General features: G+C 70.3%; 14 protein-coding genes. 10 read left to right on the top strand and 4 right to left on the bottom strand.

Annotated elements, in window-relative coordinates; genetic code table 11:
* Window position 1 precedes the first annotated feature (1 nt).
* Window positions 2–1,297 carry an ABC transporter substrate-binding protein gene (locus ACIPJY_RS15190; RefSeq protein ID WP_400465275.1) on the bottom strand — a complete coding sequence of 432 codons (1,296 nt, stop codon included), beginning with the start codon at window positions 1,295–1,297 and terminating at the stop codon, window positions 2–4.
* 160 nt (window positions 1,298–1,457) lie between these two features.
* Here ACIPJY_RS15190 and ACIPJY_RS15185 point away from each other — a divergent pair, with 160 nt between their 5' ends.
* A complete protein-coding gene (locus ACIPJY_RS15185; RefSeq protein WP_400465272.1) occupies window positions 1,458–2,516 on the top strand; it encodes a LacI family DNA-binding transcriptional regulator in 1,059 nt (352 codons plus the stop codon).
* A 132-nt stretch (window positions 2,517–2,648) separates the two neighbouring features.
* Here the strand turns inward: ACIPJY_RS15185 and ACIPJY_RS15180 are convergent, their stop codons facing one another.
* Entirely contained in the window at window positions 2,649–3,590 is a 942-nt protein-coding gene (locus ACIPJY_RS15180) for an AraC family transcriptional regulator (RefSeq protein WP_400465269.1), read from the bottom strand.
* A 119-nt stretch (window positions 3,591–3,709) separates the two neighbouring features.
* Between ACIPJY_RS15180 and ACIPJY_RS15175 the strand changes: the two genes are divergently transcribed.
* Together ACIPJY_RS15175 and ACIPJY_RS15170 are read left to right on the top strand one after the other, a co-directional pair.
* Window positions 3,710–4,168 (top strand): MarR family winged helix-turn-helix transcriptional regulator, encoded by a 459-nt coding sequence (locus tag ACIPJY_RS15175; protein ID WP_400465266.1) that lies wholly within the window; start codon window positions 3,710–3,712, stop codon window positions 4,166–4,168.
* 155 nt (window positions 4,169–4,323) lie between these two features.
* On the top strand, window positions 4,324–4,473 hold the full coding sequence (locus ACIPJY_RS15170; RefSeq protein WP_400465263.1) for a hypothetical protein: 150 nt from the start codon (window positions 4,324–4,326) through the stop codon (window positions 4,471–4,473).
* Window positions 4,474–4,571: 98 nt separating this feature from the next.
* On the opposite strand, the gene ACIPJY_RS15165 is transcribed toward ACIPJY_RS15170, so the two are convergent.
* Window positions 4,572–5,588: a LacI family DNA-binding transcriptional regulator gene (locus ACIPJY_RS15165; protein ID WP_400465261.1), complete on the bottom strand. Its 1,017-nt coding sequence runs from the start codon at window positions 5,586–5,588 to the stop codon at window positions 4,572–4,574.
* 134 nt (window positions 5,589–5,722) lie between these two features.
* On the opposite strand from ACIPJY_RS15165, the gene ACIPJY_RS15160 reads away from it, so the two are divergent.
* From ACIPJY_RS15160 to ACIPJY_RS15140, 5 genes are read left to right on the top strand one after another with little or no spacing between them, the layout of a single operon-like run.
* Window positions 5,723–6,958, top strand: a complete 1,236-nt coding sequence (locus ACIPJY_RS15160) for an extracellular solute-binding protein (protein ID WP_400465258.1) — start codon at window positions 5,723–5,725, stop codon at window positions 6,956–6,958.
* Window positions 6,959–6,960: 2 nt separating this feature from the next.
* The gene (locus tag ACIPJY_RS15155; protein WP_400465255.1) at window positions 6,961–7,944 is read left to right on the top strand and encodes a carbohydrate ABC transporter permease; all 984 of its coding nucleotides are present in this window, start codon (window positions 6,961–6,963) and stop codon (window positions 7,942–7,944) included.
* Window positions 7,937–8,803 (top strand): carbohydrate ABC transporter permease, encoded by an 867-nt coding sequence (locus tag ACIPJY_RS15150; protein ID WP_400465251.1) that lies wholly within the window; start codon window positions 7,937–7,939, stop codon window positions 8,801–8,803. Before ACIPJY_RS15155 ends, ACIPJY_RS15150 begins: the two co-directional genes overlap by 8 nt.
* 35 nt (window positions 8,804–8,838) lie before the next feature.
* Window positions 8,839–9,630: a ThuA domain-containing protein gene (locus ACIPJY_RS15145; protein ID WP_400465248.1), complete on the top strand. Its 792-nt coding sequence runs from the start codon at window positions 8,839–8,841 to the stop codon at window positions 9,628–9,630.
* Between the two features lie 35 nt (window positions 9,631–9,665).
* A complete protein-coding gene (locus ACIPJY_RS15140) occupies window positions 9,666–10,733 on the top strand; it encodes a Gfo/Idh/MocA family protein (protein ID WP_400465881.1) in 1,068 nt (355 codons plus the stop codon).
* Between the two features lie 66 nt (window positions 10,734–10,799).
* Here the strand turns inward: ACIPJY_RS15140 and ACIPJY_RS15135 are convergent, their stop codons facing one another.
* Window positions 10,800–11,264 (bottom strand): MarR family winged helix-turn-helix transcriptional regulator, encoded by a 465-nt coding sequence (locus tag ACIPJY_RS15135; RefSeq protein WP_400465245.1) that lies wholly within the window; start codon window positions 11,262–11,264, stop codon window positions 10,800–10,802.
* Between the two features lie 165 nt (window positions 11,265–11,429).
* Between ACIPJY_RS15135 and ACIPJY_RS15130 the strand changes: the two genes are divergently transcribed.
* Entirely contained in the window at window positions 11,430–13,583 is a 2,154-nt protein-coding gene (locus ACIPJY_RS15130) for an MDR family MFS transporter (protein WP_400465243.1), read from the top strand.
* A 4-nt stretch (window positions 13,584–13,587) separates the two neighbouring features.
* Entirely contained in the window at window positions 13,588–14,199 is a 612-nt protein-coding gene (locus ACIPJY_RS15125; RefSeq protein ID WP_400465240.1) for a TetR/AcrR family transcriptional regulator, read from the top strand.
* Window positions 14,200–14,306 lie beyond the last annotated feature (107 nt).

Genomic DNA, 14,306 nt, shown 5'->3' with positions numbered 1-14,306 from the left:
GTCAGCCCTTCGCCGCGGCCTGGTTGACCGTCGTCACGATGTCGTCGACGGTGCCCTTGCCGGCGAGCAGGTTGACGACGCTGGTGTTCAGCGCGTTGCCGACGTTCTGGCCGTACAGGGTGTCGAGGTAGTTCGAGACGAACGGGGCCTTGTTGTAGGCCTCGAGCACGGTCTTCAGGTAGGGCTCGGTGACGACGGTCTGCGCCGACTCGTTCGCCGGGATCGCGTTGAAGGCCTTGTAGTACGCCTCTTGCACGTCCTTGCCGGTCATGTAGTTGAGGAACTGCGTGCACGGCACCTTCGGGGCCTTCGCCGAGCAGGAGTACCCGTCGACCGCGCCCATCATCGAGCCGGGTGCGCCCTTGCCGCCCGAGACCTCGGGGAACGGGAAGAAGCCGAGGTCGGCCAGGGGCTTGCCGTCCGGGGTCAGGGAGGAGATCACACCCGGGTCCCACGCACCCATGAGCTCCATCGCGGCCTTGTGGTTCGCGACGAGGCCGGCCGAGCTGCCGGCACCCTGCTGCGCCGCGGTGGTGAGGTAGCCGTCGTTGAAGGGCTTCGTGTCGAAGAACGCCTTCGTGTCCTTGCCCGCCTGCTCCCAGCAGCTGTTCGTGAACTTCAGGTCCTTCGCGGCCCCGTTCAGCGTCTTCTCGCTGCAGGCGCGGAGCGCGAAGTTGTAGTACCAGTGCGCTGCGGGCCAGGCGTCCTTCGCGCCGACGGCCACGGGCTGGATGTCGGCGGCCTTGAGCTTGGCGATGTCCGCGTTCAGCTCCGCCATGGTGGTCGGAGTGCCCGTGATGCCGGCCTGCTCGAACAGGTCCTGGCTGTACCAGATGCCCTCGGGGTTCACGTCGACGGGCATCGCGTACGTCTTGCCGTCGCTCTCGTAGCCCTTGAACGCACCGGCGCTGATCTGCGACTTCGCGGTCTTGCCGATCGAGCCGGAGATGTCCATGAGCTGGCCCGCCTGGACCATGGCGTTCATCTTGCCGCCGCCGCGCTGCAGGAACACGTCCGGGGCGGACCCGGAGTTCAGCGCGGTCTGCAGCTTGCCGTCGAGGTCCTCGTTCTGGATCGCCTGGATCTTGATCGTGACGTTCGGGTGCAGTTGCTCGAAGTCCTTGACGGTCTTCTCCCAGAAGGCCTTGCCGGGGCCGGTGGTCGAGTTGTGCCAGAAGGTCATCGTGACCTTGCCGTCGCTGCTCGCCGCGTCACTGCCGGCAGAACACCCTGCGGCGGTGAGAGCGGTGGCCCCGATCAGCGCGATGGCTGCCGCGGCTCGGATCTTCCTCGTCATCGTGGATCTCCTGAAGTGTCGTCGTTGACATGCGCGACATCGGCTGCCGCTGGAGAGAGCGTGCCAGGCGCTCCGGCGCCTTGTCAATCGATATCGATAACGTTTTCTAAACCTTGCGGAATCGGTCCGCAGGGGCCTCGACGAGCGGTACGGTGAGCACATGGAGACCGCTGTCGGCACGCATCCCGGCCCGGGCCGCGTGACGATCGCCGACGTCGCACGTGCCGCCGGGGTGTCGATCCCGACCGTGTCGAAGGTCATCAACAACCGCGACGGCGTCGCTCCCGCCACGATGCTGCGGGTGCAGGAGGTGGTCGAGCGGCTCGGCTACGAGACCTCGCTCGTGGCGCGGAGTCTCCGGAGTTCGCGCACCGGGGTGATCGGCATCCTCGTCCCGGAGTTCGAGCCGTTCTCCACCGAGCTCCTCCGCGGTGTGTCCACCGCGGCGACCGGCACCGGCTACGAGCTCCTGGCGTACGCCGGACTCGTGACGGGAGCGAGTCAGCCGGGCTGGGAGCGCCGCTCGCTCTCCCGGCTCTCCGGCACCCTCATCGACGGCGCGATCGTGGTCACCCCGACGACGGCGCTCTCGACCTCGTCGATCCCCGTCGTCGCCATCGACCCGCACACCGGCCCCGAGGGGCACGCCACCGTCGACACCGACAACGAGGGCGGTGCCCGGAGTGCCGTCGACCACCTCCTCGCGCTCGGGCACACCCGGATCGCGCACATCCACGGGCGCGCCGACCTCGCCTCGGCCCAGCTGCGCGAGACCGGCTACCGCGCCGCACTCGCCGACGCCGGCCTCCGCGTCGACGAGGACCTGGTGCGCGCCGGCGACTACCAGGAAGACCGGGCGACGGCCGTCGCGCGGGAGCTCCTGAGCATCCCGGACCGGCCGACCGCGGTGTTCGCGGCGAACGACTCCTCGGCGATCGGTGTGCTGCACGCCGCGGCGGAACTCGGGCTCCGGGTCCCGCAGGACCTCTCCGTGATCGGCTTCGACGACGTCCCACAGGCCTCGACCACCACGCCGCCGCTGACCACCGTCGCACAGCCCCTCGCCGACCTCGGTGCCGCCGCCGTCGAGATGCTCCTCACGATGCTCCGCGGGGAGCCGGCGCCGGAACACGTCCGGCTGTCCACGAGCCTGCGCGTGCGCCAGAGCACCGGCCCGGTCCCCACTCGCGCCCCAGCCCCCGCCCCCGCACCCGCGTAGGCAGTCAAATCGCGCGTAGGAGGTCGAATCGCGCGTAGGAGGTCGGAAGTTCCGACTACCCACGCGCGATTCATCTTCTCAGCGCGCGCGTGATGGGAAGGAACACACACCACGCACGACACGCTCCACGCGTCAGCGCCGCAGCGTCTGCTTCGGGTACTCCCCGAACCGCTCGAGGTACACCGCGGAGAACCGCCCGAGGTGCGCGAACCCCCACCGCCGCGCGACGTCCCCCACGGTCACGGACTGCGGGTCCAGGTCGAGCAGGTCCTGCCGCACGTGGTCGAGCCGGACCCCCCGCAGGTAGGTGAGCGGCGAGACGCCGAGCACCCGCGCGAAGGCCTCTTGCACGGACCGCACGCTGAGGCCGCCCACCGCAGCCAGGTCGGCCACGGTGACGGTCTCCCGCGCGTTGGCGTGCACGTGCTCGACCATCGCCCGGAGCCGCGCGTTCCTCGGGGCCGACAGCGCCGCGGGCAGCGCGTCCACCTTCGGCGGGAACATCCCGAGGAAGGCCTCGACGGCAGCGCGCTTCGCGTCCGCCCACGCCGCGGAGTCCACCCCGTCACGGAGGGCCCGCGAGAGCGCCCCGAGCGCGTCGTGCCACGGGCCGATGCCGGAGTCGTCGTCCACCCGGGTCCGGTCGAAGCGGAGCGGCCCGTCGCCGAGGTCGTAGCGTGCCGCGGCGACCTCGCGCACCAGGGAGCGTCTGATGTGCACGATCCGCTGGTCGTGGTCGCTCCCGCTGAAGACGAACTCCTGCTCCGTCGGCGAGAGCACCGGGGCGTCGTGCCACAGGTCGATCCGCTCGCCGGCGACGTCGAGCACGGCGGTCCCCGACGTGATCCACTGGACGACGTAGTGCTCCCCTGGTGCCACGACGCCGCGGAGGAACCCCGTGACCCGGCACCTGCGGATGGTCACCTCGTCGTCGCCGACGGCCGTGTACCGGTACGAGTACGCCTCGCCCGTGCGGCGCGACGTCCACGCCCGCCCGACCTCTGCTGCGGTCAGGTCCCGGATCGCGGACTCGGGATCGCGGCCGGCGACCTCGAACCGGATGAGCTCGCTCACGTCGCGGCCCGCCACGCCGCGGTGGTTCGTCCACGTGCACCTGCGCTATCCGGATACGCTGACCCGGTGCCCCGGGCGTATCGTGACGCCCAGCCGAGCAGCGCAGAGGAGGCGACCGGGTGACCGCCAGCGACCTGGACCTCGATCTCGACGCCGCGCTGACGCGACTCGACCGAGCGCTCGCGATGCTGCGCAACCGCCTGCGCGACGCCATGGGCATCTCCGGCATCGACCTGTCCGTCGTGCAGTTCGTGTCCCGCGCCGAGAGCGGGGAGCGCCCGGTCCGCGTGAAGGACCTGTCGTCGCACCTGGGCATCACCGGGCCGGCGGTCACGAGTGCCGTCGACCGGCTCGAGCGGGCCGGTCACCTGGTCCGTCGGCCGAACCCCGAGGACGGACGAAGCCGCCTGATCGGGCTCACGGACGCCAGTCGCAGCCGGTACCACGCTGCGATGGACAGCACGAACGAGCACCTGCACGAGCTGATGTCCTCCTTCTCCGGGCGCGACAAGGCCAGGTTCGTCCGCATCATCGACCGCGTGATCACCGCGCTCGACGGCGGCGCACCCAACCCCTGAACGGCAGAGTAGAGGGCTGACGGCGCCGCTCCGGACGATTGTCCACCGTGCGCAGTTGGATAAGTGTTCTACCTAATTCCGGTCCGTGCAAGCCGAACCGTCGTACCGTCGACGCCGTGGGGAACACCGGGGACGGAACTGGACGGAGGAGCGCGATGAGCAACTACGACACCGAGCCGGGCATCGACCCGGTCCGCATCACGACGTTCCGTCGGCTGCGTCGGAAGTGGAAGTTCGGTGAGCAGCCGACGGAGGACCAGACGCTGTTCGACGACCTCTTCACGGAGACGACGCGTCAGCGCTGACGTCGCGGAACGCACGACGCACGGACGGGAGGCCCGGTGCCAGCTGGCACCGGGCCTCCCGTCGTGTGGGTGGGCCCGCCGCCGCCCGGCGGCCGCGCTCAGGAGCGCGCCGGCGCCGTCGACTCGGCGACGTGCAGTTCGCACGGCACCAGCGCGTGCGTCCGGTCGGTCGCGACGCCCTCCAGCCGGTCGACCAGGGACTCCACCGCGAGACGGCCGAGCGCCGGACCCGGGGCGTTCAGCGTCGTGAGCACGGGCTCCGTCGCGGCGCCCGCGCCGTCCGAGGACACGATCGCGATGACCGAGACGTCCTCCGGCACGCGCCGACCGCCGGCACGGAGCCCGCTCACCAGCCCGAAGTTCGAGTCGTCCTTCATGATCACGGCCGCGGTGACGTCGGGATCGCGGGCGAGGAGCTCCGCCGCCGCCCGGCGACCGCCCTCCGCCGAGGCCCCGGACGCCACGACCGTGCCCACGATGCCGCGCCGCTCGACCGAGGCCCGGAACGCCGCCTCTGAGCGCACCTTCGGCCCGTACTCCGCCATGGCGGTGCCGTCGAGGTCCTCGACGACGAGGCCGATCCGCCGGTGCCCGAGACCCGTGAGGTGGTCGAGGGCGTCCTCGACGGTGCGCTCGAAGTCGATGTCCACGAACGAGATCGCCGACGGGTCCGCCGTCCGTCCGATCGACACGAACGGGACGTCCATCCGGGTGAGCTGGTCGATCCTGGGGTCGTGCATCGTGACCTCCATCACGATGACCCCGTCGGCGAGCCCACCGGAGATCAGGTCGCGGACGTCGTCGGCGGTGGCTGCCGACGGCCAGAGCACCAGGTGGTAGCCGAGCTCCGACGCGCGACCGGCGGCACTCGTGAAGAACTGCAGCGCCGTCTGCCCGAGGCGGTGTTCGAGCACCGGGAACAGCAGCGCGATGATCCGCGTCCTGCGGCTCGCGAGCGCCCGGGCCACGACGTTGTTCCGGTAGCCGAGCTCGCGCATCGCGGCCGTCACCCGGGCCCGGGTCGCCGGGGCGACCCGCTTGTTGCCGTTCACCACGAAGGAGACCGTCGCGATGGAGACCCCCGCCCGGTCGGCGACCTGCTGCATCGTCGCCATGTCGTCTCCTGTCGTGGGCTCCGCTCACTGTATCGGGGTCACGGTCCGGAAAAAGTTCGTCTAAGCGCTTTACTATCAAAGCGCTTCGATGCTAGCTTCGGCGCACTCGGCCACCACCAGAGAAGAGCGAAGCAATGAAGCCTCGACACCGCAGGATCACCCCTGCCCTCACCGCCGTCGCCATGCTGGCGACCATCCCCCTCGTCCTCGCCGGTTGTTCCGGCGGGTCGTCCGCCTCCTCGGGCGGCAAGGTGACCTCGATCACCGTCCTGGACTACTACAACCAGGGCAACGACAAGAAGGTCATCGGCGACTACCTCGACAAGTGCGGCGCCGCCAACGACGTCACGATCAAGCGGAGCCTGGTCCCCGGCGCCTCGCTCATCCAGAAGGTCCTGCAGCAGGCGTCGTCGAAGACCCTGCCGGACGTCCTGATGCTCGACAACCCGGACCTCCAGCAGATCGCGGAGACCGGAGCCCTCTCGCCGCTCACCGACTACGGCATCTCCACCGACGGCTACGCGAAGGGCGTGCTGCAGGCGGGCACGTACGAGGGCAAGGTCTACGGGCTCGCACCGACCGTCAACACGATCGCGCTCTTCTACAACAAGGACGTGCTCGCGAAGGCCGGCGTCACCCCGCCGAAGACGTGGGACGAGCTGAAGACCGCCGCGGCGAAGCTCACCACGGGCAGCCAGTACGGGTTCGCCGTCGACGCGAACGCCACCTACGAGGGCACCTGGCAGTTCCTGCCCTTCATGTGGTCGAACGGCGGCGACGAGAAGGACATCGCCACCGCGAAGACCGCCGAGGCCCTGGGCCTCTGGACCGACCTGGTCAAGGACGGCTCGATGTCGAAGAGCGTCGTGAACTGGACGCAGGCGGACGTCAACGACCAGTTCATGGCCGGCAAGGCCGCGATGATGATCAACGGCCCGTGGCAGATCCCCGGCCTCAAGGCGTCGAAGGTCGACTACGGCATCGCCCAGATCCCGGTGCAGTCCGCGAGCGACACCGCGGTCGCCCCGCTCGGCGGCGAGGTCTGGACGGTCCCGAACACCGGCGACTCCGCCAAGCAGAAGGTCGCCGCGAAGGTCGTCGCCTGCATGAACGACGCCAAGAACCAGCTCGCGATGGCGAAGCTGCGGTACACGATCCCCTCGAAGACGTCGGCTGCCGAGCAGTTCGGCAAGGACGTCCCCGAGGAGCAGGTGTTCGTCGACCTGGTGGCGAGCGCCCGCGCCCGCACCGGTGAGCTCGGAGCGGACTGGCCCAAGGCCGCCACGAAGATCTACACCGCCGTGCAGTCCGCCCTCACCGGGCAGGACTCCCCCGCGTACGCGCTGAAGAACGCGCAGTCGAGCAACTGAGCATGACCAGCACTGCAGAGCCCATCGCCCCGCAGCGGGCCGTCGGCGACGGGGCATCCGCCTCGTCCCGGCGGCCCGGGCGGCGGGGGCCGGGAACGCGCGGCAGGAGCCTCCGCTTCGAGCGGATCGCCCAGCTGCTGTTCCTGCTCCCCGCTGTGCTGTTCCTGCTCCTGTTCTTCGGCTACCCCGTCGTCAAGAACGTCATCATGAGCTTCCAGGCGTACACGACGAGCACCTTCTACACGGGCGAGGCCCCGTGGGTCGGTCTCGCGAACTACGTCTCCGTGGTGTCGTCGCAGCTGTTCGGCACGGCGCTGCTCAACACCGCGCTGTTCACCATCGGCTCGATCGTCGGGCAGTTCGTCATCGGACTCGCGCTCGCGCTGTTCTTCCGACGGAACTTCCCGCTCTCCGGACTCCTCCGCTCCCTGCTCCTGCTGCCGTGGCTCCTGCCGCTCATCGTCTCGAGCGCGGTGTGGAAGTGGATGCTCGACCAGGACTCGGGTGTGCTGAACCAGTTCCTCAACGTGTTCGGCGTCGGGTCGGTCCCCTGGCTGACGAGTCCGGCCGTCGCCCTCGTCACGGTGATCGGCGTCAACATCTGGATCGGCATCCCGTTCAACACGACGATCCTCTACGGCGGGCTGCAGGACATCCCCGCGGAGCTCTACGAGGCGGCGTCGCTCGACGGCGCCACCGGGTGGAAGGCCTTCTGGGCGATCACCTGGCCGATGCTCCGTCCGGTCGTCAGCGTCACGCTCGTGCTCGGCGTCGTGTACACGATCAAGGTGCTCGACATCATCCTCGGGTTGACGAACGGCGGCCCGGCGAACGCGACGCAGACGATCGCCACGCAGTCCTACGACCTGTCGTTCAAGCAGTTCGACTTCGGGCAGGGCGCGGCACTCAGCAACATCCTCATCGTGATCTCGGCGCTGTTCGCCATCGTGTACCTGCGCCTGAACCGGAAGGCCGTCGATGACTGACAACGCGTTGCGCACCCGTGCACTCACGGTCCAGGGCCGCCGACCCCGTGCCACGACCCCGAAGCAGTGGGTCCTGTCCGGCGTGGGGATCCTGATCCTCGCCGTGATGCTGTTCCCGGTGTACTGGATGATCAACATCTCGTTGCAGCCGGCGGGCCCGGCGATCGAGGCCGCGTGGTTCCCGATCCACGCGCAGCTGCACGGCTACGCGCAGGCGATCGCCGACCAGGGCGGGGCACTCGTGACGAGTCTCCTGATCGCGCTCGGCAGCGTGGTCGTGAGCCTGGTCATCGCGACCCCGGCGTCGTACGCGCTCGCCCAGTTCAAGGTGAAGGGCGTCGGCGCGGTCCTGTTCGGCATCCTCATCTCGCAGATGATCCCGGGCATCGTCGTGGCGAACGCGCTGTACGCCGCGTACAACGACCTCGGCCTGCTCAACACGGTCCCGGGGCTGATGCTCGCCGACTCCACGGCCGGCGTCCCGTTCGCGATCCTGATCATGCGGGCGTTCATGCAGAACATCCCGCCGTCGATCATCGAGGCGGCCAAGGTCGACGGCGCCGGCAACTTCCGGGCCTTCCGCTCGGTCGTCATCCCGATCAGCTTCAACGCGCTGATCACCGCCGGGCTGTTCACGTTCCTGTTCACGTGGAGCGACTTCCTGTTCGCGCTGACCCTCACCACCACCGGTGACGTCCGGCCGATCACGCTCGGCATCTACAACTACATCGGCACCTTCACCGCCGACTGGTCGACCGTGATGGCCGCAGCGGTGATGGCGTCGATCCCCGCCATCGTGCTGCTCCTCGTGGCACAGAAGTTCATCGCCGCCGGGGCCACCGGCGGTGCCGTCAAGTGATCCCAGCACCACCACGACCCCGGAGGGCCGACACCATGACCACCACCCCGCTCCGCATCACCGTCTGGGGCGAGAACGTCCACGAGCAGGTCGAGCAACACGTCGCGGACCGGTACCCCGACGGCATGCACGGGGCGATCGCGGACGGCATCCGGGAGAACCTCCCGGACGCCCTCGTCCGGACCGCCACCATGCAGCAACCCGAGCACGGTCTGACCGACGAGGTCCTCGCCGAGACCGACGTCCTCACCTGGTGGGGGCACGCGGCACACGCCGACGTCGACGACGCCGTGGTCGACCGCGTCCACCGGCACGTGCTCGCCGGCATGGGCCTGGTCGTGCTGCACTCCGGCCACTGGTCGAAGATCTTCGGGAAGCTGATGGGCACGACGTGCACGCTCCGGTGGCGGAGCGAGCACGACCAGGAACTCGTCTGGACGGTCAACCCGCAGCACCCCATCACCCGCGGCGTCCCGAACCCGATCGTCATCCCGGAGCAGGAGATGTACGGCGAGTACTTCGACGTGCCGACCCCCGACGAGCTCGTCTTCATCTCGGGCTTCACCGGCGGCGAGGTGTTCCGGAGCGGCATGACGTACCGCAGGGGTCTCGGGAAGATCTTCTACTTCTCCCCCGGCGACCAGGACTTCCCGGTGTACCACCACCCCGACGTCCGACGGGTGATCGCGAACGCGACCGAGTGGGCGCGCCCGGAGCGCGACCGGGAGATCCCGACGCTCCGCCGGTACGACCTCGGCGAGTACTTCGAGGGCCAGCACTACCGTGGCCCGTTCGACGACGCACCCGTCGAGGAGGCCCGCGCGTGACGCCCCTCCGCGTCGTCCAGGTCGGCGCCGGCGGCATGGGCCGGGCCTGGCTCGGCACGGTCGCCGCCGACCCCGAGGTCGAACTCGTCGGGATCGTCGACCTGGACCTCGACGCGGCCCGCGCCGGCGCCGCGACCGCCGGCGACCCGTCGATCCCGGTCGGCACGAGTCTCACCGCGCTCGCGGCGGAGACCGGTGCCGAGGCCGTCCTCGACGTCACGGTGCCCGTCGCCCACCACCCGATCACGCTCGAGGCCCTGCACGCCGGCCTGCCCGTCCTCGGCGAGAAGCCGGCCGCGCAGACGGTCGCCGAGGCACTGTCCCTCGCGGCCGCCGCCGAGTCGACCGGTGTGCTGTTCATGGTGTCGCAGTCCCGGCGCTACAACGACCGCCTGGTCGCGTTCCGCCAGCACGTCCGCGGGCTCGGCGACCTCGGCACGCTGAGCACCCGGTTCGCGAAGGCGCCGCACTTCGGCGGCTTCCGCGAGGAGATGGACGACGTCCTGCTCCTCGACATGGCGATCCACCCGTTCGACTCCGCGCGGTACGTGCTCGAGCGGGACCCGGTGTCCGTGTACTGCGAGTCGTACAACCCGTCCTGGTCCTGGTACCGCGGCGACGCGGCGGCGGCAGCGGTGTTCACCTTCGAGGACGACATCCGCTACGTCTACGACGGCTCGTGGTGCGCGCCGGGTGCGGAGACCTCGTGGAACGGCGACTGGCGTGCGTCCGGCGCGGCGGGCACCGCGCTCTGGGACGGCGACCACGACCCGTCCAGCGACCTCGACGGCACACCGGGCTCCCCCGCCCGGGCGGACGGGGTCGGCGAGGAGATCGCCGGAGCACTGTCGTCGTTCGTCCGCGCGCTCCGCTCCGGGGTCACCCCGGACGGCGAGGTGCACGGCAACGTGATGAGCCTCGCCATGGTCGAGGCCGCGATCGCATCGACCAGGTCGGGGCAGCGCGTGGCGATCGACGAGGTGCTCGAACGCGCGCACGCCGAGGCACTCGCAGCCGAGCGGGACGACGCTGCACGCGAGCGCCTGGCGGCGTGGGGCTCGGTCCGGAACGCGCTCACGACGGCGGTGCCGGCCACCGGTTGAGATGGTGACCACCGACGGACGGGAGGCCCGGTGCCAGCTGGTACCGGGCCTCCCGTCCGTCGGTGGTCAGCGGCGGCGCACCGTCGCGCGCAGCACCTCGTCGGCGCGGTCGTTCAGCCGGCCGAGCAGCGCGGCGAGCGCGCGGAGGTCGTCGTCGGCGAACTCCTCGACGATGTCGTCGAACGTCTCGTCGCCGTGCGCGTCGAGCTGGTCCAGCAGGCGACGCCCGGCGGGGGCGAGCTCCAGCAGGCTCGCGCGGCCGTCCTGGGGATCCGGCGTCGTGCCGAGGTGACCGGCCGACACGAGCGACGCCACGCGACGACTGACGACCGGCCGGGACAGCCCGGTGAGTTCCGCGACGGCCGTCGACCGGACCGGGCCGAGGTGCTCGACGGCCCGGAGGAGCACGCGTGCGGTCGGGTCCAGCCCGCCGCGGTCCTCGATCAGGACGGAGCGGAGCGCCTGGCGGACCCACAGTCGGTCGAGTTGCTGGCGGAGGGCGCGCTCGGAGTCGTCGCGGTCGTCGGTCACCGGCCCAGCGTACGGCGCAAATTTAGTTGCTTGCTGGAAGCATCTGGTGTAACTTTGCAGTCGCTGCAAGGTCGAGACCGGTGCCGGCGCCCACCCGACGGGTCCGCGCGCACGGCACGTCCGGTCTCCCGCGCAGCCGCCACACCGCTCCGACCGAAGGAACCCATGTCAACCGCCACCGCACCCGTCCCGGTGCACCGCGGGCGTCACAGCGCCCCCGCTCCCGGCAGCGCCGGGAACGGCCAGCAGCCGCTCATGACGCACCGCCAGATCCTGCTCGTCATCTACGGCCTGATGGCGGGCATGTTCCTGTCCTCGCTCGGGCAGACGGTGTTCGGCACCGCGATCCGCACGATCGGCGACGACCTGCACGGGCTCGACCAGCAGGCCTGGGTGACGACGGCGTACCTCATCACCTCGACGATCGCGACGCCGATCTACGGCAAGCTCTCCGACATCTTCGGCCGCCGCCCGCTCTACATCTTCGGCATCGTCGTGTTCATCCTCGGCGCCGTGCTCTCCTCGATGTCCACGTCGATGCTCATGCTCGCCGGCTTCCGCGCCGTGCAGGGCATCGGCGCCGGCGCGCTGATGTCGCTGCCGCTGGCGATCATGGGCGACATCCTCGCGCCCCGTGAGCGGGCGAAGTACCAGGGGTACTTCCTCGCCGTGTTCGGCATCTCCTCGGTGATCGGCCCGCTGATCGGTGGCCTCCTGGCCGGCACCAGCGAGATCCTCTTCATCACCGGCTGGCGCTGGGTGCTCCTGATCAACGTGCCGATCGGCATCGCCGCGCTCGTCATGGTCATCGTGTTCCTGCACCTGCCGAAGGTGCACGACAAGACCGAGAAGCCGAAGGTCGACTGGTGGGGCGCGACCGCCGTCATCGTCACGCTCGTCCCGCTCCTGCTCGTCGCCGAACAGGGCCGTACCTGGGGCTGGGGCTCCCCAGCCGCCATCGCCTGCTACGTGATCGGCGTCGTCGGGCTCGTCGCACTGCTCCTCATCGAGTCGAAGATGGGCGACGCGGCGATCATCCCGCTCAAGCTGTTCCGTTCCGGCACGTTCTCGATGGCAACCGTGATCGGTTTCCTGGTCGGGTTCGCGATGTTCGGCGCCATGCTCACCATCCCGCTGTACCTGCAGATCGTCGTCGGTCTCAGCCCCACGGAGTCCGGCTTCGCGACGCTGCCCCTGGTCGGCGGCCTGATGATCGCCTCGATCACGTCCGGTCAGATCGTCGCCCGCGTCGGCCGGTACCGGGTCTTCCCCGTGATCGGCACCGCGCTGGTGTCGTCCGGCTACGTCGTGCTGACGTTCATGTCGATCGACAAGCCGCTCTGGTTCCTGATGATCGGCATGTTCCTGATCGGCCTCGGGCTCGGCTCCGTGATGCAGTCCCTGACGCTCGCGTCGCAGGGGTCCGTCGAGGCCCGGGACATGGGCGTCGCCACGTCGTCGGCGACGTTCTTCCGGCAGATCGGCGGCACGCTCGGCACCGCCGTGCTGCTGTCGATCCTGTTCTCGGTGATGCCGACGAACATCGTGCACGCCACCGCGAACCGCGCCGACCTCACCAGCGCGCTCGACGCGGCGCTCGACCCCACGGTCGCCTCGGCGCCCGCGAACCGCGGCGTGATGCGGCAGATCTGGACGCCGATCGTCACCCCGATCGAGGCGCAGGTCGACGCCGGGCTGCAGGACGGCACGGCCGCGGCGAAGCAGGCCGCCGACCAGGCCGTCACCGAGCAGGTCACCGCGGCGGTCCAGGCGCAGGTCACCGCCGGCACCGTCCCCGCTGCCGCCGCCCAGACCGTCATCGACCAGCAGGTCGCCGCGGCAACCCCGGCCGCCGAGGCCAGCGCACTCGACGCAGCCGCGGCGAAGGCACACGCCTCGGTGTCGGACGGCGCCCTCGTCGTGGACTGGTCGGACGACGACCAGCGCACGTACTACGTCGACCAGGCCGTCCCGACGATCATCGCGTCCCTGAACGACTCGTCGAACGACTCGAGTGCGTCGGCCACGAACGACACCTCGTTCCTGACCGGTGCCGACAGCCGCCTGACCCGGCCGTTCATGAGCGGGTTCAACGCCTCGGCCGTGACGATCTACTGGGTCGGACTCGGGGTCATCCTGCTGGCGTTCGTGCTGACCTGGTTCTTCCGGGTGCCGCCGCTCCGTGCACGCTCCGCGCTGCAGGAGCGGGCGGACATGTCCGCGTCGGCGGAGCTCGAGGCGGACGCCGGGATGGCCGCGGCCGAGGCCGGGTCCTTCACGGGGCCGATGACCGGCTCCACGCCGACCGTCCGGCGGTGACGTCGTGACCCCCACCGTGGCCGCACCAGGGCCGGCGTCGGTCACCGACCCGGCGTCCGGGCCGTGCTCGCTCCGGGAACGGAAGAAGCAGCAGACCCGGCAGGCCATCCACGACGCCGCGCTCCGGCTCGTGGCGGACGCCGGCCTCGGTGGGGTCACCGTCGAGCAGATCTGCGCCGAGGCGGACGTCTCGCCGCGGACGTTCTTCAACTACTTCCCGTCGAAGGCGGACGCGGCGCTCGGCTTCCCCCCGAACAGCGTGCCGGCCACGGTCCGGACGCGGTTCCTGACGTCCTCCGGCGCGCTCGTGTCCGACGTGTGCGACCTCGTCGCCCACACCGTCGCACTGCCGCAGGACCGCGCCCGCGCCCGGGACCTCGTGCACCGGCACCCCGAGGTGATGCCGACGATGCTCGACTGGATGGCCGTGACCCGCCGGGCGGTCATCGAGGTCGCCGCCGAGCGCACCGACGAGCAGACCGCCCGCACGGCGGTGACGCTCGTGATGGGAGCGCTCATCGAGCTGGCGCAGCGCACCACGGTGGCCGACGGCGACGAGCTGACCGAACGGCTGCGCGAGATCGTCACCGAGATGGGCGCGATGACCCGGGTCTGAGCCGCACCACCCGCGGACGGGAGGCCCGGTGCCAGCCGGCACCGGGCCTCCCGTCCGTCACACGGGCGACGCTGCGCGGAAGGTGAGGCGTCCCCGGTTACGGTGTC

It is taken from the genome of Curtobacterium sp. NPDC090223 (genome assembly GCF_044746585.1).
Lineage (GTDB): Bacteria > Actinomycetota > Actinomycetes > Actinomycetales > Microbacteriaceae > Curtobacterium.
The sequence above is the reverse complement of the archived record's forward strand: the minus strand, read 5'-3'. Positions and strand labels throughout refer to the sequence as shown.